The organism is Labilibaculum sp. K2S (assembly GCF_030372765.1).
GTDB lineage: Bacteria > Bacteroidota > Bacteroidia > Bacteroidales > Marinifilaceae > Labilibaculum.
In genome coordinates this window covers 47,631-70,157 of record NZ_JAUCMW010000006.1, presented here as the reverse complement: position 1 = coordinate 70,157, position 22,527 = coordinate 47,631, and the positions used below count along the sequence as shown (strand labels likewise).

General features: G+C 36.3%; 17 protein-coding genes. 6 read left to right on the top strand and 11 right to left on the bottom strand.

The genetic code is table 11. The annotated features are described in order from the left end of the window. The first annotated feature begins 68 nt into the window (after positions 1–68). The 3 genes from QUH73_RS09535 to tilS all read left to right on the top strand — a co-directional run bounded on the left by QUH73_RS09535 (position 69) and on the right by tilS (position 3,475). Positions 69–524, top strand: a complete 456-nt coding sequence (locus QUH73_RS09535) for a cupin domain-containing protein (protein ID WP_289530207.1) — start codon at positions 69–71, stop codon at positions 522–524. A 254-nt stretch (positions 525–778) separates the two neighbouring features. Then, positions 779–2,089 carry an aminodeoxychorismate synthase component I gene (gene pabB, locus QUH73_RS09530; RefSeq protein ID WP_289530206.1) on the top strand — a complete coding sequence of 437 codons (1,311 nt, stop codon included), beginning with the start codon at positions 779–781 and terminating at the stop codon, positions 2,087–2,089. A 63-nt stretch (positions 2,090–2,152) separates the two neighbouring features. Then, positions 2,153–3,475 (top strand): tRNA lysidine(34) synthetase TilS, encoded by a 1,323-nt coding sequence (gene tilS, locus QUH73_RS09525; RefSeq protein WP_289530205.1) that lies wholly within the window; start codon positions 2,153–2,155, stop codon positions 3,473–3,475. Positions 3,476–3,522: 47 nt separating this feature from the next. Here the strand turns inward: tilS and QUH73_RS09520 are convergent, their stop codons facing one another. The 5 genes from QUH73_RS09520 to QUH73_RS09500 all read right to left on the bottom strand — a co-directional run bounded on the left by QUH73_RS09520 (position 3,523) and on the right by QUH73_RS09500 (position 9,548). Next, positions 3,523–3,795 carry a hypothetical protein gene (locus QUH73_RS09520; RefSeq protein ID WP_289530204.1) on the bottom strand — a complete coding sequence of 91 codons (273 nt, stop codon included), beginning with the start codon at positions 3,793–3,795 and terminating at the stop codon, positions 3,523–3,525. A gap of 287 nt (positions 3,796–4,082) precedes the next feature. Beyond that, a complete protein-coding gene (locus tag QUH73_RS09515) occupies positions 4,083–5,618 on the bottom strand; it encodes an acyl-CoA carboxylase subunit beta (RefSeq protein ID WP_289530203.1) in 1,536 nt (511 codons plus the stop codon). 99 nt (positions 5,619–5,717) lie between these two features. After that, positions 5,718–6,227 carry a biotin/lipoyl-containing protein gene (locus QUH73_RS09510; protein WP_289530202.1) on the bottom strand — a complete coding sequence of 170 codons (510 nt, stop codon included), beginning with the start codon at positions 6,225–6,227 and terminating at the stop codon, positions 5,718–5,720. 23 nt (positions 6,228–6,250) lie between these two features. Further along, entirely contained in the window at positions 6,251–7,774 is a 1,524-nt protein-coding gene (gene accC / locus QUH73_RS09505) for an acetyl-CoA carboxylase biotin carboxylase subunit (RefSeq protein WP_289530201.1), read from the bottom strand. Between the two features lie 442 nt (positions 7,775–8,216). Continuing rightward, on the bottom strand, positions 8,217–9,548 hold the full coding sequence (locus QUH73_RS09500) for an SO_0444 family Cu/Zn efflux transporter (RefSeq protein ID WP_289530200.1): 1,332 nt from the start codon (positions 9,546–9,548) through the stop codon (positions 8,217–8,219). 240 nt (positions 9,549–9,788) lie between these two features. Here QUH73_RS09500 and QUH73_RS09495 point away from each other — a divergent pair, with 240 nt between their 5' ends. Together QUH73_RS09495 and QUH73_RS09490 are read left to right on the top strand one after the other, a co-directional pair. Beyond that, positions 9,789–10,961: a hypothetical protein gene (locus tag QUH73_RS09495; protein ID WP_289530199.1), complete on the top strand. Its 1,173-nt coding sequence runs from the start codon at positions 9,789–9,791 to the stop codon at positions 10,959–10,961. An 85-nt stretch (positions 10,962–11,046) separates the two neighbouring features. Beyond that, entirely contained in the window at positions 11,047–11,595 is a 549-nt protein-coding gene (locus tag QUH73_RS09490) for an FMN-binding protein (protein ID WP_289530198.1), read from the top strand. Here the strand turns inward: QUH73_RS09490 and QUH73_RS09485 are convergent. The 5 genes from QUH73_RS09485 to QUH73_RS09465 all read right to left on the bottom strand — a co-directional run bounded on the left by QUH73_RS09485 (position 11,592) and on the right by QUH73_RS09465 (position 19,870). Continuing rightward, positions 11,592–12,158 (bottom strand): manganese efflux pump MntP, encoded by a 567-nt coding sequence (locus QUH73_RS09485; protein WP_289530197.1) that lies wholly within the window; start codon positions 12,156–12,158, stop codon positions 11,592–11,594. The two genes, QUH73_RS09490 and QUH73_RS09485, sit on opposite strands and share 4 nt — an antisense overlap. Before the next feature lie 105 nt (positions 12,159–12,263). Further along, on the bottom strand, positions 12,264–14,396 hold the full coding sequence (locus QUH73_RS09480) for a tetratricopeptide repeat-containing sensor histidine kinase (protein ID WP_289530196.1): 2,133 nt from the start codon (positions 14,394–14,396) through the stop codon (positions 12,264–12,266). A gap of 642 nt (positions 14,397–15,038) precedes the next feature. Further along, a complete protein-coding gene (nadC, locus tag QUH73_RS09475; RefSeq protein ID WP_289530195.1) occupies positions 15,039–15,887 on the bottom strand; it encodes a carboxylating nicotinate-nucleotide diphosphorylase in 849 nt (282 codons plus the stop codon). A 10-nt stretch (positions 15,888–15,897) separates the two neighbouring features. Continuing rightward, positions 15,898–17,481, bottom strand: coding sequence for an L-aspartate oxidase (gene nadB / locus QUH73_RS09470; protein ID WP_289530194.1), 1,584 nt, complete (start codon positions 17,479–17,481; stop codon positions 15,898–15,900). A 181-nt stretch (positions 17,482–17,662) separates the two neighbouring features. Next, the gene (locus QUH73_RS09465) at positions 17,663–19,870 is read right to left on the bottom strand and encodes a bifunctional alpha,alpha-trehalose-phosphate synthase (UDP-forming)/trehalose-phosphatase (RefSeq protein WP_289530193.1); all 2,208 of its coding nucleotides are present in this window, start codon (positions 19,868–19,870) and stop codon (positions 17,663–17,665) included. A gap of 101 nt (positions 19,871–19,971) precedes the next feature. On the opposite strand from QUH73_RS09465, the gene QUH73_RS09460 reads away from it, so the two are divergent. After that, entirely contained in the window at positions 19,972–21,783 is a 1,812-nt protein-coding gene (locus QUH73_RS09460) for a glycoside hydrolase family 15 protein (protein WP_289530192.1), read from the top strand. Between the two features lie 228 nt (positions 21,784–22,011). Here the strand turns inward: QUH73_RS09460 and QUH73_RS09455 are convergent, their stop codons facing one another. Further along, on the bottom strand, positions 22,012–22,383 hold the full coding sequence (locus QUH73_RS09455) for a hypothetical protein (RefSeq protein WP_289530191.1): 372 nt from the start codon (positions 22,381–22,383) through the stop codon (positions 22,012–22,014). Between the last annotated feature and the right edge of the window lie 144 nt (positions 22,384–22,527).

The following is a 22,527-nucleotide window of genomic DNA, read 5'->3' as shown; positions in this document are numbered from 1 at the left end:
TTCATATTTGGATGATATTTTGACAAAATACTCGTTTTTTATCAGAAAATAAATTAACAAAATAAGGAATGAAAGAAGTTGAAAAGTTATCAGAAAGTATTAATTACAGTGCAGTTAATTTAGGTGATTTAAAGGATATAATGGATTACTCTCTAATTCATCCTGCAAGTAAAAGTTTAATAGAAGGAAAAGTTTTCTTGAAAGATGCGACTAAAGCAACCGGCACTGAAATTTCGTTTAATTCGCTTCCACCACAATCTGAGCAACCTTATTTTCACATTCACCGAAAAAATGAAGAAACCTATATAATTATAAAAGGCTTCGGTTTTTTTCAAGTAGACGAAGATTGTTTTGGTATAAAAGAAGGCAGTGTGATACGAGTTGCACCACAAGGGAAACGTGGTATTTGTAATTCTTCTAACGAAACAATGATATATATGGTAATCCAGTCTAAAGAAAATTCTTTGGAAGAGCATACTGTTGCCGATGGTGAAAGAGTTCCTGTTGAACCTAAATGGAGATAAAACAAATAAGAGATTGTCTAAAGTTGGTGATGACAGGATGAGAAACTCGTCGTAAGTTATATTGCTGATGACAATGTGACGAAAAACCCAAAAATATGTTCTCAGAGTTTTAGATAAGACATTCAAACAAAATGATCATATAAAGTCTTCGGAAGATCTCCTTAAATTAATATTCACTTCATATCGTATTGCAATATTTCTTCTATTTTGTAGAAGAGAAGAGATTCCACACATCTTTTCCTTAAATTTGCGGCATGCGAAAAAGGCTTACTTTCCATATATCCGACACAACAAAATTTAAAGAACAATTGCTTTTTTGGAGCAAGAAGTTTCAATGCGTAAGTATTCTTGACAGTCACGAAGTGAACCTGAAGGAGAATTCGAAAATGGAATACAATACTTACGAGTTGGTTGCCGGCATCGATGCCCTTCAAATTATTGAACCGGAGAAGAATTGCTTCGACACCCTAAAAACTGAGATCGATTTTGCAAAAGATTGGTGGTTTGGTTATTTGGGTTATGATCTTAAAAATGAGATTGAGAATTTAAGTTCGGACAATCTTGATGGTCTGGATATGCCGCAAATGAATTTTTTTCGTCCGCGTTGGGTGTTTCTTTTAGATGTAGATACGTTATTGGTTCATTATTTCGATGAGGAATTTTCTGAAGAGGACATTTATAATTTGGTCATGAATATCCAGAATATATCTGTACCAGTAGAGAAAGAGGTTACAGTTTCGGAAATAAAATCCAGAATCAGCCGGGAAGAGTATTTAAAAGCGATCAAGCAATTGAAGGAGCACATCCGAATAGGCGATATTTATGAAGTCAATTTTTGTCAGGAATTTTATGCGGAGGATACTTATATCCGGCCAAGGCAAATGTTTCGAAAATTAATGAAGGTTTCGCCCACCCCATATTCGTGTTTTTACCGAATGGGAGAGAAGTATTTGTTATCCGCAAGTCCGGAGCGCTATCTTAAAAAAGTGGGACGGAAAATTATATCTCAACCCATTAAGGGAACTGCTAAAAGAGGTGCGAATGAAGAAGAAGATCAGCTGATTAAGGCGAATTTGTTTTCTGATCCTAAGGAGAGAGCCGAGAACATCATGATAGTGGATTTAGTTCGCAACGATTTGTCGAGAACTGCAGCAAAGGACTCTGTAATAGTTGAAGAATTGTGCGGTATTTATACATTTCCGCAGGTTCATCAAATGATATCGACCATCGTTTCGGAGCTGAAAGAAGATGTTCATTTTGTGGAAGCAATTCGTCAGACTTTCCCTATGGGATCGATGACCGGTGCGCCAAAGGTTAGAGCTATGAAATTGATTGAGAAATATGAATGGACCAAGAGAGGATTATTTTCCGGAGCAGTTGGTTACATCACTCCTGATGGTGATTTTGATTTTAATGTGGTAATTCGAAGTATTCAGTATAACGCAATGAATCATTACCTGTCTTTTATGGTTGGCGGGGCTATTACCATGCAGTCAAATCCTGAAAAGGAATATGAGGAATGTATGTTAAAGGCAAAAGCCATTATGAAAGTGTTAAAAGAGTAAGGGATTTTTTACCTTTAAAACTTTGAGTAAAATTCTCATTGGTTACCACTAAAATATTATTTGATGCAACGTAAAATTGTTCGTTTTGTAGAAGAGGAAAATTTATTTTATCGCGACGAAAAAATTCTGGTTGCGGTAAGCGGTGGAGTTGATTCCGTTGTTTTGCTTGATCTTCTTTGCAAAATGGAAGTGGAGTGCGGGGTTGCTCATTGTAATTTTCATTTGCGGGACCAGGAATCAGATGGTGACTTTGAGTTTGTGAAGACTTTGGCTAAGGAGAAAGGTTTGGCATTTTACTCGGTAGATTTTGATACTAAAAAGTATGCTGCCGAGAATAAAATTTCTATCGAAATGGCTGCTCGCGACCTGCGTTACAATTGGTTTGAACAGGTTCGTGAAACTTCAGAATACAAATACATTGCTGTTGGCCATCATGCAGATGATGTTGCAGAAACAGTGCTGATAAATTTGGCTCGTGGGACGGGTATTCATGGTTTATCAGGAATCAAATCCAAATTAGGTAAAATTATACGCCCACTGCTGCCGTTTCCGCGTAAGCAGTTGCTTGAATATGCAAAAAATCATTCTATTGATTTTCGTGAGGACAGAACAAATGCAGAAACTGATTATGTCCGGAATAAAATCCGACATCAGATTATGCCTGTGTTGGAGGAAATTAATCCGGCCATTCGTGCTACCATGACCGAGAATGTACAGCGTTTTCGTGAGGTGGAGCAGATTTACAACAGGGTAATTGAAGAGAACCGTTTGCACTTGGTTTTTACACGGGAGAATCAGTTGTTAATTTCAATCCCCAAGTTAAAAGAGCTTTTGGCACCTGTGTCTCATTTGTACGAGCTGCTTTCTCCATATGGCTTTCATCATCGTGATGTTCGTAAAATTGCGGAATCGATTCATGGAATTTCCGGTAAGTTGTTTTATTCGGCAAGCCATCAACTGTTGCGAGATCGGGAATATTTAATCCTTACGGAGATTTCAGAAGAGAATAATAATGAATATTTAATTGCGGATGAGGAAGCTAAGCTTAAATTACCAGTAGAGCTAAAGATTTCGTTTCTGGATCGAACGCCCGGATTTCAATTTCCCAATAGCACTAAAATTGCCTGTTTTGATGCGAATAAACTTCAGTTTCCACTTACGTTGAGGAAATGGAAGGAAGGAGATTCATTTCATCCGATTGGCATGAAGGGCAAAAAGAAGATTTCCGATTTCTTTATCGATCAAAAATTCACTCTTCAGGAGAAGGAAAACACCTGGTTGTTGTTGTCAGGCAATAAAATTGTATGGGTTGTTGGGCATCGCATGGATGATCGATTTAAGATCACTGATAACACCACCAAGATATATCGATTGGAATTGGTGTAAATTCTTAAAAGAGCTTGTTCAGCAATGAACAAGCTCTTTGCTTAGTCTTAGGCCTCAACTTTTTGAAGTAAGTTTTCTTTTAAATTTTTGAGTAATGTTTTTTTTACTTTGCGAGGTTTCTCGGCACTAATTTCTTCCAGAGCAATTAATGCAAGATTACCAATTTCGAAAAGGCCAACAGGATTTTTGTCGTAGTTGTAACTGCCAATTACATACTCTAATTTTGATTTTAGTTCGTTGTATGCTTCGTTTCCAGGTTTATTCAAACACTCTAATGCTTCCTGACAGACATCTCTAAGTCCTTCATTTTTTGTATCCATAGCTTTTGGGTTAAAAGTTAATATCTAACTGAATTTACGGAATAATTGTGATGGTAGAGTTGTTAATATGTTAATTTTTTGTTTTTTATTTATGTAAATCTGTGTTCGTCGTGTCGAAATAGTTTTCGGGATTGATCACAATGGTTTGCGCTGTAGATGTAACGATATGAAAAGTTAGTAAGTAAACGTTTCAGGTTGCCAATTCAATCTATTAATAAATCGGAAGAAGAAAAAGCACTGCGAATATTCGCAGTGCTTTTTCTTCTTCCGATTGTTTAAACTCTTTTTTACAATGGAATGTTACCATGTTTTTTAGGTGGATTCTGTTCGCTTTTGTTTGCACACATATCCAAAGCCTGCACCAATTTGTGGCGGGTTTGTTTGGGTTGAATAATTTCATCGATGTATCCCAATTCTGCAGCTTTGTAAGGATTAGCAAACTTGTCACGGTAATCTTCAATAGCATCCGCTCTTTCCGATTCTGTAAGTCCTTTGTGCATGATATTAACGGCACCTTCGGCACCCATAACGGCAATTTCACCTGTAGGATAGGAGTAATTAACATCTGCACCAATGTGTTTCGAAGCCATAACATCATAAGCACCACCATATGCTTTACGGGTGATTAAAGTGATTTTTGGCACAGTAGCTTCTGCGAAAGCGTATAATAGCTTAGCGCCATGTTTAATAATTCCGCCAAATTCCTGAGCAGTTCCCGGAAGGAAACCAGGCACATCCACGAAAGTGATTAGCGGAATGTTAAAAGAATCACAGAAACGCACAAATCTTGCTGCCTTTACAGAACTGTTGATATCTAATACTCCAGCCATAAAAGCAGGATTATTAGCTACAATCCCAACAGGTTTTCCGCTCAATCGGGCAAAGCCAATGCATATGTTTTGTGCATATAGCGGCATCACTTCAAAAAAGTTGTGATCATCTACAACAGTCTCGATAATATCTTTGATGTTGTATGGTTTGTTGGGATCAACAGGAACCATTGTTTGAAGTTTTTCATCTTCGCGGTGAATATTGTCGGTACAAGGCTTTATTGGTGGATCTTCCATATTGTTTGATGGAAGAAAACCAATCAATTCACGAAGCATTATCATGGCTTGTTCATCGTTATCGGCAGTAAAATGAGCAACACCACTTTTAGAATTGTGAGTGATTGCTCCACCTAGTTCTTCTTTGCTTACTTCTTCGTGAGTTACTGTTTTTATTACATCGGGTCCGGTAACAAACATGTAGCTTGTATCCTTCACCATCATTATAAAATCGGTAAGAGCAGGAGAGTAAACTGCACCACCTGCACATGGACCCATAATTGCAGAAATCTGCGGAATTACCCCGGAACCTCTTACATTCTGATAGAAGATATCAGCATATCCGGCTAAACTTTGCACTCCTTCCTGAATTCGTGCTCCTCCCGAATCATTCAAACCAATAATGGGAGCACCCATTTTCATAGCTAATTTTGTGATTTTAACAATCTTATCGGCGTTGGCACTACTCAACGAACCGCCAAAAACGGTAAAGTCCTGCGCGAAAACATAAACCAAACGGCTATCGATTTTGCCATAACCACAGACAACTCCATCACCAAGGATTTTGTTTTTCTCCATACCAAAATCGGTAGAGCGGTGAGTAACCATCTTATCAACCTCCACGAAAGTCTCGGGATCCATAAGATCCATGATTCTTTCTCTGGCAGTTTTTTTACCACCAGCATGATGTTTTGCTATTCTATCTTGTCCGCCACCAGCTTCGGCGGCTTTATTTAATTCTTCAAACTTTTTAATTTTGTCTTCAAGTGTCAACATTTCTTTATAATTATAAATTTTGAATGATAAATTATGAATGTCTCCTCAAGTTGTGGAATTCATAATTAATAACTCACAATTGTTAATTTGTAATTTTAATTAGTCAATAAACACTAAAGGTTGATTTCCATCGATGATATCCTCTTCATGAACATAGATTTCTTTTACAATACCATCTTTCATGGCTTTGTATTCGCTTTCCATTTTCATTGCTGATACAATAATTACGGTGTCCCCCTTTTTCACTTCACTCCCCAATTCAACAGGAATTTTTACTACTTTTCCCGGCATTGGTGAGGTGATTGTACTCTCTGTAGCTTCAAGGTTACCCGAATTCCTTGCTTGCAGATATTTGGTTTCAGCATCGATAATTTCCGCATCATAGGAATGGTAAAATGTGTTGACTGAATACTTTTTTGAAGAATCAGTTTCAATTAATTCCACATTATAGGAGCGGCCTTTATATAGAACAGAGTACACGCCATTTTCAACTTGCAGCATATCCAGATTGTACTCTTTGGAGTCAACCATTATTTTGATTTGATTTCCCTCTTCGGCTAAAAGTTCAACTTTTGCCATGCGTTCGCCCAATTTTATTTCAATTGCCATTTTATTATTTTTTTGTTTGTCCTTTAGTTTTCACTCGCTCTAAACATTCCCCTTCTGCGTCCAAATTCTTTCCACTTGTTTTGCAGTGATGATTTTGGACAAATTTGAGTGCTTTTCAGTTTGTTGTGATAATTGATAAAGGCGGTAACTATGGCCAGATCTTCAAAAGACTGCTTTGCTTCGTCCGCAGCAAGAAGAAAATCTTCGTTATTTTGAATAAAGTGAGTATCGTAGGTGCCGTTTCTAAAGTCAGGGCAATCCATGATTTTTTCAAGATATTTGATTGAGGTTTTTACACCGGTAATTTTGTATTCGAAGAGAGCTCGCCGCATTCGTTCTATCGCTTCCTCTCTTGTTCTGGCCCAAATAATTAGTTTGGAGATCATTGGGTCGTAATGAATAGGGATTTCATATCCTTCATAAACGTAGCCATCGGTTCTTACCCCTAAACCCATTGGTTCGGTAATGTGGGTAATCACTCCAGGACTTGGCATAAAGTTATTATCGGTATCTTCTGCGTAAATTCTACACTCGATTGCATGTCCGAACTGAAAAATATCTTCTTGTTTCATTTTCAATTCGTGTCCTTCGGCAATTAAAATTTGTTGTTTCACAAGATCGTATCCGGTTACCCTTTCGGTGATAGGATGCTCAACTTGTAATCGTGTATTCATTTCAAGGAAATAGTAGTTGTGATCGTTGTCTACAAGAAACTCAATGGTGCCTGCCCCATGATAATTAACTGCTTTGGCTGCAGCAACAGCATGCTCTCCCATTTGTGCTCTTAATTCAGGAGTCATCAGCGGAGACGGCGTTTCTTCCACCACTTTCTGATGTCGTCTTTGAACAGAGCATTCTCTTTCGCAAAGATGAATTACATTCCCGTGTTTGTCTCCTAAAACCTGAAACTCGATGTGATGAGGAGAAGAAATGTATTTCTCGATATAAACTGCATCATCGCCAAATGATGCCATGGCTTCGGATTTTGCAGCTCTTAGCCCTTCCAGAATATTCTCTTCTTTGTCGATCATTCGCATTCCTTTTCCACCACCTCCGGCAGAAGCTTTAATCATTACCGGTAAACCAATTTCCCGAACTGTTTTAAGTATTGTCGATTCATCTTTCAGATTTTCTTTGGTCCCCGGAACTACAGGAACACCGCTGGTAATCATTGTTTTACGGGCGGTAATTTTGTCACCCATTGTCGCGATTACCTCGGGAGTAGGACCTATGAAAATGATACCTTCTTTTTCGCAGCGTTTTGAGAATTCAGCATTTTCGCTTAAAAATCCATAACCAGGATGAATGGCGTCAGCCTTAACCAGTTTTGCTGCATTTATTATTTTATCAATATTTAAATAACTTTCCGCTGATGTTGCAGGTCCGATATGAATGGCCTGATCGGCATATCGCACATGCATAGATGTTCGATCGACATCGGAGTAAACAGCAACAGAAAGAATTCCCAATTCTCTGCATGATCGCATAACGCGCAGAGCAATTTCTCCTCGATTTGCAACAAGGACTTTTGAAATCTTCTTGATCATATTTTGGTCTTCGTTTAAAAGCCTGTAAAGGCTTTGTTTTTAATCAACTAATCCATCTGATAGTTAGAAAAATATTTTTCCAAAAAGAATAATACACAGTATAGATATGTTGTAGAACATTTAAATGTAATCAAAATTTCGAAGTTTTCAAGTAATTAAATATAAAGATGTATGCATGTGTTGATCATAAATCACACATGCTTTGGAGAGATTAGATTATCTGAAAATCAGCAGTTTATAGGGGTGGTATTTCGCGGTGTGGGAATTTTAGTTCAAAAAAATCTTAAAATGGGTAAAAACCACCAATTATGTTGCAGAACAAGGGTTGTATTTGTAAGAAATTATGGAATTTAAGCAATAATATGGATGAAAAGGAGGAGTTTTTAAGTCGTATTTACAAATATTATTTTTGCCAAATGAATATTTGAAACCGGAGAGTGACTTAGTTTTTGTTTTTCACCTCTCCGCCAAATTCGAAACCAAGGCTTTCCAGTTCTTTTTTTATGATTTGTAAATCGATATTATTTCCTTCTAACTGCAAAAGTTTTTGTTCCAGATTTACTTCTGCCAGAGTAATGTTTTTCATGGCTCCAATGTGTTTTTCCACACTGTTTTTACAATGATTACAGCTCATCCCATTCACTATTACCAGTTTTTTGTTGACAGCTATTTCAGGATCAGTTGATTTAAGCTTATTTTTGCCGGAAATATATTTTTGTAAATAGCCATTGATAATCAATAGAACTAATGCAATACTACTTCCCCATTTCAACCAGTCAGGAAGCATCCAATGTCCTTCATGTGCCCCCATATGATCATGCAATGCGCCCATAGTAAACCATTCTCTGGGGAATACATTATCGATTAACAGTCCAAAAAGCAGGGCGCCGGTAACAATTGACAGTAAGTAGGACCACATTGTTTTTTTGCCCAGAACTTTATTTAGTACGGTAATGGTTGCGGCATTGGTTGCCGGACCAGCCATTAGGAATACCAAGGCGGCACCGGGAGAAATGCCTTTCATCATTAAAATAGCAGCCACTGGTACCGATGAAGTTGCGCAAATATACAGTGGGATAGATGCCACAAGAATTACCAGCATACCAATAAAATCATTTCCAATATATGCAGAGAAAAAATCGTCTGGAATTAGAACCGAAATGACAGCAGCTAATAGAAGTCCAATAATCAACCACTTCGAAATGTCCTGCAGAAAGTCTACAAATGCATATTTAAACATCGTGTAGATTGGCGATTTCTTCTTTTTAGATTTGGTATTACATTCTCCTTCACATCCACAGTCCGATTCTTTTTCGGTAGAGCAGCAAGAATCCGGGCTTTGTACCGGAATTGCTTTTTCATCTTTATCAAAATGATTGGTGAGCAGTCCACCAAACAGTCCGGTTAGTAATGCTATAAAGGGACGAATGATTGCAAAAGGCAATCCTAATAAGGAATAAGTAACTAAAATTGAGTCTACACCAGTTTGGGGTGTTGAGATCAGAAATGATACAGATGAACCTTTGGAAGCGCCACTCTTATAAAATGAAATACCGGTTGGGATTACTCCACAGGAGCACAATGGTAGAGGAATGCCAAGAAGTGCTGCGTATAAAACGGATTTTCCATTTTTCTGACCTAAATATTTGTCGATAAATTTCTGCGGAAATGCCACTTTCAAAATTCCTGCAAATAAAAAACCTAGCATTAGGTAGGGGGACATCTCATTTAAGATATCTATAAAATCGATAAAAAACTGACTGATATATTCCATAATTGAGATGCTTTTAGTAACCGAAATGCAATAGGAAAATAGCGAATTCGGGGTATTTTCAGACTCAAAAGTATTAAAATATTTGGATATATATATAAGGTATATCAGTAATAAAAGAGCTCACAGTCTAAAAATACCAACATGTAGGTATTTATGCTTATTAAGACTTAGTCTAATTTAGTCGTCGAAATAATGCTTGTTATTCGAGCAGAAAAACTAAAACCTAATTGTTTTAAACTGATGAAAAAAGGATTACTATTTGTGGCTGCGATTGCTGCTTTTTTTACAACAAAAGCACAGGATGCTCAGGAACCAAAAAGTATTGGAACAACTATTTTGGACAGAGTTAAAGATGAGAAATTAAGTATTGGTGGATATGGCGAGGTTCATTACAATCAGCAAATTAGTGGTAACACTCGTTACAATGGAGATATGGATGTTCACAGAATGGTATTGTTTTTTGGATATCAATTTAATGATAAGACTTCGTTCATTACCGAAATTGAATACGAACACGTAAAGGAATTGTACGTTGAGCAAGCATTTCTAAACTATAATGTTCGTCCAAACACAAGTTTGAGGGCAGGTTTAATGTTGGTGCCAATGGGTATTGTAAACGAATATCACGAACCAACTACTTTTAACGGCGTAGAGCGCCCGAGTGTGGATAACAGCATTGTTCCAACTACATGGCGCGAAATTGGAGTTGGACTTAGCGGACGTATGCCTTCATTTCCTGTAAAGTATCAATTGTATGTATTGAATGGTTTTATTGGATACAATGGTACGGGTGTTCTTAGAGGTTCTGATGGATTTAGAAAAGGTCGTCAGAAAGGCGCTGAATCTACATTTACATCACCTTCTTTATCGGCTAAACTGGATTATTACGGAGTGAAAGGCTTAAATATTGGTGTGGCAGGATATTTCGGAAAAACTCAGTCATCTGCTTTCAATGGATTGGATAAGAATGATGATTTTGCTGAGGAAGTTGCTGATTCAACCAGAGTTGGAATAAGCATGTTTGGAATGGATGTTCGTTACAAGGTGAACGCTTTGCAGTTAAAAGGTGAGTACATTCATTCTTTTATTAGTGATGTGGCAGCATATAATGATAAAACAGGTAAGGATCTTGGAAAGCAGATGCAGGGATATTATCTGGAAGCCGGATATGATCTGCTGCATGGCAAAGAGCAGGCTTTGGTTCCATTTGTACGCTACGAAAATTATAACACACATCATAAAACAGCTGGGAACATGCCAGCAAACAAAGCTTACGATCGGGAAGAAGTATTCTTTGGATTGAGTTATCATTTGGCTAAGGGTGCAGTGGTGAAAGCTGATTACCAAATGTCTAAAGATGGTAATGATATGAAAAATAATTTTGTGAATTTTGGTGTAGGCGTTTGGTTCTAGATCGGAGACAATTAAAATATTTTGCTTCAAAGCATTTTGGATTTCCATTTTGCTTTGAGGTTTTTCAAGTAAAGGAGATTTGTTGATGAAAAGATTTCGGGGTATTATTCGGGAACTATTGATTTTGGTGTTGATTTGCGGAACATTTGCTGCAAATGGAAGTGATTTTCCTAAATCCATACAGAAAAAAATTGATAAAGAAGTTCAGAAAATATTCCCCGCTGAAGATTTGATAATGGATGATATTGACAATCTAAATTTGGATGCTTTTAATTGTGAAGGGGTAAGAGATGTAAATTTGAGTACACTAAAGAAAGCGGATAAATTAATGGGTTTTGCTTGTTTTGCGTCATCAAAAGGAAAGAACGATTTTTTCGATTATATGGTTGTTTTCAATGAAAATCTGGAAATTCAAAAAGTAGTGGTACTAATTTACAGATCTTCCTATGGTGGCGAGATTATGGCGAAATCGTGGCTGAAGCAGTTTATTGGAAAAATAGGAGGAGAGGAGATGGAATTTGGAAAAGATATTGATGGAATTTCCGGAGCTACAATTTCAGCTCCGGCAATGGCTAAAGGCGTAAAAACTCTTAGTCTGCTTTTAAGTGAGTTAAAAGCTAAAGGGGAAATTTAAGTTTGAAAAAATAAATGTTCGATTAAAATTCGTATTCCAATAAGAATTAGAACAATACCTCCAACTATTTCAAATTTCCGGCTTAATTTAATGCCGATTTTTTTACCCAGCAACATTCCAAGCATCGAAACAACAAAGGTTATAATGCTTATAACAATAGCAGGAAGCCATATGCTTATGTTGATAAAGGCGAAGCTTAATCCAACCACCAACGCATCTATGCTTGTGGCTAATGAAATACCTAAAAGAACAATTAATTTTAAGGGGTTGAAAGAGCAATCTTTATCTTTTGCCGTTATACTTTCATAGATCATTTTGCTTCCCATTCCTGCGAGCAGAATAAAGGCCACCCAATGATCAAAATCTTTGATTGAATCTTTAAATTCCCAACCGGTATACCAACCTATAATTGGCATTCCTCCCTGAAATACGGCAAGAAAAAAAGCAATTTTAACTGCCTGAAAGAAATGAATCTTTTTAATCGCCAACCCGCTGCATACTGAAGCCGCAAATGAGTCAACAGATAGTCCAAGGGCAAGAAAAAATATGCTTATTAATTCCATGTAAATGTGTTTTAAGCTTGCAAATATAAGTTCTTAATGTTGAACATGAAAAAAAAAGTCAAATTCTGGAGTAGAAATTGACTTATAATATCAGATTAAAATAATTTAGGCTGATTTTAAGGAGAAAATGAATTTGCTTCCTTTATTTTCTTCACTTTCAACCCAAATTTCACCGCCGTTTTTCTTTACAAATTCTTTACAGAGAATAAGACCCAGACCGCTTCCGGTTTCTTCCTTAGTGCCGATAGTTGTAAAGTTACAATCTAATCGGAAGAGCTTATCCTGATTGTTTTTACTAATTCCGATACCATTATCTTTTACTGAAAGATGAATGAAATCACCGTCTATTACGGAAGACAGAAATATTTCGCCATTTTCGCCTGTAAATTTTAATGCGTTGCTAATTAGGTTTCTAACTATGGTATTTACCATGTTTATATCACCAAAAGCCACCGTATTGGGGTGTATATCTGAAAATAATTTTATTGATTTATCGGCAGCTTTTAATTTGAAAATTGTAAGATTGGATTGAATTAATTCATATAAATCAATTTGAGTTGGAGTAAATTCAAGGATTCCACGTTGATCATTAGCCCATTGTAAAAGATTTTCAAGTAGTGTAAATAAACTGTTTGCAGATTCGTTAATGTTGACATTATACTCTTCTATAATCTCTAAATTTTTTCCTCTCCTAGCTTCCGATTTTATCAGTTCTGAAAATCCTAATATGGCATTAAAAGGTGATCTTAAATCATGAGCAATTATTGAAAAGAATCTATCTTTTGTAGCATTCATGATTTTTAATTTGGAATTAGAATCTTCCAATTTGCCGTTTATAATTTTTATTTGGTTGTTTATCTTTATTTTAGAGCGGAAAAGGATAACTATTAGAAAGATAACAGCAAGAGCTAAGAAAAAGAAAATATAAAGGTATTTCGCTCTCATTTTTTCCTGTTCCAGTTTTTCTTGAGTACATTGGTTTCTCACTCTTAAAATTTCATTCTCTTTCTCTTTTTTTTCAGAATCGAACTTCGTTTGAAGTTCTACTATCTTATCTGTTCTTGATTTTTGTTGTATGCTATCTTTGAGAGCGTTGTATGCTAGCATAGAGGAGTAAGCTTTTTGGTATTTCCCTGTTTTATTGTAATATTCGGCAAGGAGCTTTAATAAATCACTTCTTTTACCAATTGTTTTTAATTTTTTAGTCAAGGAAATTCCTTCGTCAAGATAGGTGTAAGCCTGATTGAAATTACCCAAACTTAGGTGAACCCGAGTTAAAGTTTCAAGATTATAAATAATTTCAGTTTCAAGATGTAATTGACGATTGGTGTATAACGATTCTCGCAGGAATACAATTGCCTTATCTGTATTCCCCATTTTAAAATAGTTTTCACCAATATTATTCAGACACAATGCAATGCCTGCCTTATTATTTGCCTTTTTATCGATATCAAGACTTTTCTCGTAAAACAGTAATGCTTTATTGTAATCTGAATTGTTCTGGTATATAATTGCTAAATTATTATAAAGAACGGATAGAGTGTCTTCATCCTTTAGCTCTATTGCGATTTCCATGGCTTGATTGTAATAGGATATTGCCTTCTTCCTTTGATTCTCATCGGAATAAATATTGGCCATGTTAATGAGAAGACTTAGTCTGGTATCATTGTCGTACTTTACCTCTTCAAATTTAAACGCTTCTACATATTTACTCAGTGCTAATTCTAAATCACCTCTTTCATAGTATATTTCCCCGAGTCCGATAAGATTATGAATTTTATTTTTGTTGTCCTTGAGTGACTCGCATATTTCCAAAGATTTATTGTATTGGGCGATTGCGCTGTCGTATTTGCTGGCCAATACATAATAGTATCCTAAACAGGAATGTACTCTGCCAATGCTTAAAGAATCATTTATTATATATGCGGTTGATTTGGCTTCATCAAGAGCTTCTTTTGCATTTGTCAGATCTCTGTTCACAGAATAATTGTAAAAACATTCTATCTGCGAATTGATGATCAATTTCTGATTATTACTTTTCAGGGATAGTTGTAACGCTTTATCTGAAAAATAGATTGCGCTATCAGTTTTTACCGTATAGTACGTCCTCGATTTGGTTAGATATTGTTCTATCTTAATACTATCCTGATTCTTTACGTCATCTGAAACTCTATTTGCAAATAGAGTGTTGGAGAACGAAATAAAAAAAAGCAAAGCAAGTGGTAGGGGAAATTGCATTGTAGTTTTGGATCTTAAGTTTGGATGCTATTATTAAATCGGATTGTTTTAATTATTTGAGTTTTTTTTGTTGGCATTGTCTATTCATAATTGTCTAATAATGAGTCGAAATATAGTAATATTAATTAGAATAATTTTGACTGAAATAATAGTATTATTATTTTGATAGATGACAAACAGAGTGTATTAGACACTTTGTTTTTATTTTGTAAAAAAGTGCTTTGAATTGGATAAAGATTGTGAGTAATACGTAACCAATTTCCAATATTAATAGATCGATTTAGTTGAAGTTGATTCAGGGATTTTTCACCTTAATTGGTAGTGTTTAAGTACTTTGTGAAAAAAAATCAAGTCGGAATTCCTTTGTTGATGTGTAAATTGATTTGGAATGGCAGAGAGTAACTTATTTAGATTAATTCTGAATTAATAGTTGATACAACAGACACAATTTGTGAGAAAAAATGAATTGCTTTTTTACAGCCCTTTTATTGTGTTGGAATATTTTTGCAGGAAAAAATATTCACACTCAAATTCTTAATTATAGACGACCCAAGTTTTCCTTCATCTGCAGTATTTGCATACGAAGCTAAGATACCATCAAATTGTTTAGAGTTTCAATTTTGAATATTTCTTCCTGTAATACTAAAGAATAATGTTTTGACTGATATCTAATGCAATTACAGAATGGGTGAGAGCACCAATTGAAATAAAGTCTACTCCCGTTTTGGCAACTCCGGCAATCCTTTCCAAATTCATATTTCCAGATGCTTCTACCAAAGCTTTGCCATTAATAAAGTCAACAGCCTCTTTCATTAATTTATTACTCATATTGTCGAGCATGATGATATCTGCACCCGCAGTAACAGCTTCTTTAACTTCAAGTAAGTTTGTTGTTTCCACCTCCACTTTAATACCCGAAGGAATGGCTTTACGAACCTGTTCAACAGCGGTGGTAATGCCTCCGGCAATCTTAATGTGATTGTCTTTAATCATTACCATATCATATAAACCAATGCGATGATTGGTTCCTCCGCCCATTTTAACGGCATATTTGTCGAATGTCCGTAAGCCGGGAACTGTTTTTCTTGTATCCAGTATTTTCACCTTTGTCCCTTTGGCTTCGGTAACATATTTAGCTGTTTCGGTAGCAATACCCGACATCCTTTGTAGTAAATTCAAGGCTAATCTTTCGCCGGTTAAAAGAGCCCTGAATGTTCCTTTTATTTCAAGAATAACATCTCCTTTTTTTACCCGATCCCCATCTTTAATTTTGGGATTCCACTTTAAATTTGCATCCAATTTACGAAACACCATTTCGGCGATGTCTATACCTGCAACTATTCCATCAGCTTTTGCAGTCATACTTGCTGTGGCTAAGGTATTTTCGGGTACTATATTATTTGTGGTAATATCGCCACTTCCTATATCTTCCTGAAAAGCATGATTAATGATGAGTTCAATTTCCTGAACGTTGAATCCTGATTCTTTCATATCTGATAATTTAATCTTGAGATCGATGATCTACAGGAACAAAATAAATTTCTTTGTTGATTTGTTGAATAGAGTGGGTAAGGAATCTTGATCTTTCTTTTGGGAAATCCTCTCTGTAATGACCTCCGCGACTCTCTTGTCTTGCCAATGCGGCAGTGGTTAGCAGATGACATACTTTTATAAGGTTTTGCAAACGAACACTGTAATATTCATAAGTTTCAAAAGGAAAACTGTTTTCGATTGATTCTAAAAGTGAAATAACTTCCGTCAATTCTTTATGGTTTCGGACTATTCCTGCCTTCAAATTCATCTCATTTGCAATTTCATTGCAATGATTGAGGAATGATTGTTCCAAATCTGCATTAATCTGCAGCTCGGTCTGATTCAAGGGAAACGGATCGGTAAGCAAAGTAGTTTCTCTGGCATGATCGACAGCTCTCTTACCAAAAACCAAACATTCAAGCAATGAGTTTGAAGCAAGTCTGTTGGCTCCCATAACTCCTGATGAAGCTATTTCCCCGCAGGCATACAGTCTCGATATATTGGTTTCAGCATGTATTCCGGTTTTAATTCCTCCAACCATATAATGAGCTGCGGGGGCAATCGGAATTTCCTGAGTCATATCAATGCCTGATGATTCGCAATTTTTATTAATGGACGGGAAACGATTTTTTATTTTCTCTCCATCCAGATGTTTAAGGTTAAGTATCACATGATTACTTCCGCTTTGTTTCATCTGATTGAAAATGGATCGGGCAACGATATCGCGGGGAGCTAATTCGGCTAAAGGATGAATTGCCGACATAAACCGTTCTCCTTTTGAATTTAAAAGATGAGCACCTTCACCACGAACAGCTTCGCTAATCAGAAATGTATATCCTTCCTTAGAATAAAACGAACTGGGATGAAACTGAATGAATTCCATATCCGCTACTGTGGCACCGGCCTTATAAGCCAGATTGATTCCATCGCCAACCGTAGTGTGCGGGTTTGTTGTTCTTTGATAAACAGCAGAAGCTCCGCCCGAAGCAAGAATTGTATTTTTAGCTTCAATTAGGAGATTGGTATTGTCGGTGATGTTGTAGCTTTTTGCTCCGGCACAAATTTTATTTTCAACAAGCAATTCAAAAACCATATGGTTTTCAAATATTTCTATGTTGGGATTGTTCACTACTTGTTTAATCAAAAAAAGAGTCATTTCTTTTCCTGTTGAATCACCACCGGCATGAAGAATCCGCCTTCGGTGATGTCCTCCTTCAAGTCCCAAAGCCAGTTTGCCGTTCTCTTTATCGAATTGCATGCCCAAATCGATTATGTCCTGAATACGATCCGGTCCTTCGTTAACGAGAATTTCCACAGGAATAAGGTCACACAAACCACGACCTGCGGTTAAAGTATCTTCTAAATGATATTGAGGGAAATCTTCAGGATCGGTGACAGCAGCAATGCCTCCCTGAGCGTAGTATGAATTGCTAACGTTAATCTTCGATTTTGTTAAAATGGCAACTTTCCCAAAGCGGGAAGCATAGTAGGCTGAATATAAACCAGCCAGTCCACTTCCGATTACTAAATAATCGAACTGTTTGTATAGCATTATTAAAAATCTTGGTTCGTGCGAAATTAGGGAATTTCATTTTATTTCGTTGCAAAATTATACGAATTTTAAAGAACAGGAATAGTATTTGTCGATTTTCTATGTAATAATGCTCTTTTAAGATTCATGAAAAGCTAAAAAGGCGGTAAATGAGAATTTACCGCCTGCTAATAGTTTTTAACTAATTAATGAAGTCTGAGAGTAACTTTCGAACCGAAGCAACAGATTCAACTTTGTATTTTGCTGCTGTGTTTTTAAGTCCAACCTTTATGGTATGAGCCGATTCCGGAAGTTCACGGAACATGTATTCATCAGTCCAGTCGTCTCCTATGGCCATTACGAAATCAAAATCTTGGTTTTTAAGAAATTGCATAGCGGCAATCCCCTTGTTTATTCCACCACTTTTTACTTCAATAACTTTATTTCCTTCTAATATTTCGAGGTTGTGATTGGCGATCATCGTGGTTAATTCATCTCTAAGCTCATTAGCTCTAAGTTCTCCTTGTTCAGGTTCTGCTTTTCTGAAATGCCAAACCAGAGAATAGTTTTTTTCTTCGATAAAAGACCCTGGTGTTTGGTCAACAAAGGTTTCTAAAGTAGGACGAATATTCGGTTTCCATACATCCGAAGCATTGCTTAGCATTTTCCACTCTTTTTGATTTTTTCTAAGCCAAACACCATGTTCAACAATTAAATTGATTTTGTGTCCGTCGAACCATTTCTCCAGACTATCTCTATCTCTGCCACTTATAATTGTAATTACATTACGAGGATCCTCTTCCAGTTTGAAAAGAATTTTATGAAGTTCTTCATCCGGTTTTGCATCATTCGGGTTCGATCTGAAACCAGTTAACGTTCCGTCGTAATCAAGGAATATGGCTCTTTTTTCGGAAGAATGGTATTTCGACGTAAGATTTTCCATGATTTTAGTACTGATTTTCTTCGCATAGTAGGAGTTTTGGATCTTCTCAACTTTTGATAAAGATTTTACAAACTCACTGGACCATTTGAAAACATCATATCGTTTTATCCTGTCCTGAAGAAAGATCATCCGTTCCCGCTGCTCATCAAGCGGCATGATTAAGGCCTGATTTATGGCGTTTGCAATTTCATTGATATTGTTAGGATTAATAATCAGAGCTTCACCCATTTCTTTGGCAACGCCTGCCATCTCACTTAAAATGATAACCCCTGTTCTATTTGTTCTTGATGCTACATATTCTTTCGCAACCAGATTCATTCCATCGCGCACAGGTGTTACCAGAGCAACATCGCATGAGCTGTATAATTCGATCAGGTTTTCGAAGGGTAACGAACGGTAAAAATACCAAACTGGTGTGTAGTTAATGCTTCCGAATTTTCCATTTACAGTTCCAACCAATTCATCCACTTCTCTTTTAAGGTTGATATATTGATCTACAGTTCCGCGAGATGGTACTGCAAGCATTATCAGTGTTACTTTGCCTATAAATTCAGGATAATTTTCCAGGAATTTTGAGAAAGCCCGTAAACGGTTCGGAATTCCTTTCGAGTAATCCATGCGATCGATCGAGAGAATCAGCTTTCGTTCAGGGGAAACCAGAAAATATTTTTCCAGCTCACGATGAAGTTTTGATTTTTCCTGAAGTGGTTTTTGAAATGTTTGAGTTGCAGCATCTCTAAATTTATCGTAGTCAATTCCCATTGGAAAGGAATCAACAAGTATAATCCGGTCTTCGATGTGAATTTGGTTGAATGAAATTTCGTAACCCATTAAACGGCGTACTGAACTGCAAAAATGTCTTTGATAATCGAAAGTATGAAAACCTATCAGATCAGCACCCAGCATACCTTGTATCAATTCTTTTCGCCAAGGCAAAATTCGAAAGACTTCAAACGAAGGAAAGGGGATGTGAAGAAAAAAACCAATGGTAACGCCGGGCTTTTTTGATTTTATCATTTCAGGAACCAGTAATAGTTGATAGTCGTGAATCCAAATGGTGTCACCTTCCTCTATAGTTTCCAGTGCTTTATTAGCAAATTTTTGATTCACACTTACAAAAGCGTCCCATAATTCATGATCGTAATCAATGTATTGCGCAAAATAATGAAATAGAGGCCAAATAGTCCGGTTACTAAAACCATCATAGTACAAATCTATTTCTTGTTTTGACAGATGAACAGATACACAATCTTCTTTAATTAATTCCTCTTCAATTTTTGCAGTAAGCTGATCGTCAAGATCATCACTGGGTAATCCCGGCCAGCCAATCCATTTTCCATTGTATTCTTTGTAAACCGACCTCATTCCTGTTGCAAGCCCGCCAACACTCGGAATTAATTCGATGTTGTCATTTTCTACGTTAATACTAAAAGGGAGTCTGTTGGAGACAATGTGAATTCTATTCATAAAAGGAAATTTAAATTTTGGTTTAAAAACAGTCTAAAGTCATGGAAAATCTCTATTTTCCGAGGAGTTTTTATGATTAAGCTCTAAAATAGCATTTTTTTATGAAGAATTTAAATTACGGGGTAATAGGAAATTGTAGAAGTGCGGCACTGGTTTCAGAAAAGGGGTCGTTGGATTGGGTGTGTTTACCACAATTCGATTCGTCTTCGGCATTTGCTAAGTTGTTGGATGAGAGTAAAGGTGGGAGTTTTGAGATTTTGCCTGAGAATGCAATTGACATAACACAGGAATATGGAAAAAATACAAATATTTTAAAAACAAGGTTTGAGTGTATTGATGGAGTTTTTGAAGTATTGGATTTTATGCCCAGATATGTAACAGAGAAAAACGATTACTATATGCCTCCTGATGTAATTCGTTATTTTCGGTTGGTTTATGGAAAACCTAAATTTAGGATTAAATACAATCCGCAACTCGATTATGCTCGAAATACGACCAAAAATAAATTGTCCAGAGAGAAATTTATAAAATCCTATACAGCATCAGGAAATTACGATTCCTTGTATTTGTATTCGAGTTTTAATGATTCCGATATTTTGAATCAGGAAGTCATTGAATTGGAAAAAGATGAATTTTGTCAGGTGAGTTACAACCAGAAGTTATTGGATCAAACACTTGACCGAATTTATTTAAAATTGCAGCGCACGAAAACATATTGGCTGAATTGGAGTGAAAAAACAAAAGTACTGCCTAAATACAACGAAGAAGCCGGTAGAAGTGCTTTGGTTTTGAAATTATTAAGTTATCAGAAAAGTGGAGCCGTTCTTGCTGCTTTAACAACATCTTTACCAGAAACCATAGGAGAAGTCCGGAATTGGGATTATCGCTTTTGCTGGATTCGAGATGGTTCTATGGTTGTTAAAACTTTGACTCAACTGGGGCATTTTAATGTAGCAAAACGATACCTGAATTTTATTATGGATATTATTCCTGAGAAGAATGAGAAAATTCAGATCATGTATGGTATTAATGGTGAGAAAAGGCTTTCGGAATATGAGTTGGAACATCTTGCAGGTTATGAAGGGTCGAAACCGGTTCGCGTTGGAAATGCTGCCTATAAGCAAAAGCAGAATGATATTTATGGAATTTTGGTGGATCTGATTCATCAGCATTTTGAAATGTTTGAAAATTCTCTCGACCATAGTGAGGAATTATGGACCATTGTAAGAAGCATTGTGAAGGTTGTAGAGGAGAATTGGAAAAAGCCGGATCGGGGAATTTGGGAAATTCGTGGTAAAAGTCTTCATTTCACCTTTAGTAAAGTGATGTGTTGGGTAGCTTTCGACCGGGCGGTTAAAATTGCAACTCTTTTGAAGCGCGATTATTATGTAGGAAAGTGGACCATTCTTCGACATTCGGTGAAAGAAGATATCCTGAAAAAGGCCTGGAGTAAAAAGAAGCAGGCGTTTACGCAATTTTATGGCTCTGAGGATATGGATGCTTCGGTATTGTTAATGGAGAGTTATGGTTTTATCGATGCCAAGGATGAGAAATATAAATCGACCGTTTTAACCATTCAAGCTGAATTGGAGCATGATGGTTTAATGTATCGGTACAAAAACAAGGATGATTTTGGAACACCAAAATCAGCTTTTACAATTTGTTCTTTCTGGTTGATAAACAGTTTGTATAAAATAGGCAAGAAGAAGGAGGCAAAACAGAAATTTGATCAATTGTTAACCTATTCAAATCATTTGGGTTTGTTTGCTGAGGATATCGATTTTGTATCGAAACGCATGCTTGGGAATTTTCCACAAGCCTATTCCCACTTGGCGATTATCGAAACAGCATTAAATTTTTCAGATTCTACTTTTGATGATGAGGATAGTTTGTTGGATCAGTTGAGTAGTTAGATATTCAAAATATTCCTAAAAAGAGCACCACAGCCAAACAATATGGCTTTGGTGTTTTTTTATGGGGTAAATAGATTTAAAATATTTCCAGTTTAATTTTAAAAGCCTGCTTTGTATCTTAGCCTGTCATCCTCTGTCCGTTGGAAAATCGACTGTGTCAGGGGATGAATAGAGAATAAATTTAAAAAAAAACTGTTTTGTAAGATGAGTTTTGATGTTGAAATGAAACTATTTTCGCAGCAAACCAATAACTTCTTTTAGTGTATTATTTTCATGCGTAAGAAGTTCCAATTCCTTTCTCAGAGCATTAATCTGCTGATTACCGGCTTCAATTTCTTTTTTAAGTTGGTCAACCTTTGGATGGTAATGTTCAATATCAAGCTCATTTGCTACAGCCTGAAATATATTTACATCCAGTGCTAAACATATACTCCAAAGCCGGTCTACCTGCATTGTGGGCCGCTCCAGCATTTGATGTGCAGAAATGGGCCGCATACTAAGGCGTCGAGCCAACTGCGTAGGCGTAATATGTTGTTCCTTAAGATAATTTTTGATCATTTTCTGGATACTAAAGGGAACATTGTTCTTCGTCGAATTCATATTTTGATCTTTTTAGTATTGCAATGCTAATCGAATTGATAACTGTTTATGTATTTTAAATAATCTTTTATCTAAAATACAGAATAAATTGATTAAAAAGCAGAATGAATTAATAAAAATACTTAAAGCATTCATAAAATTGAA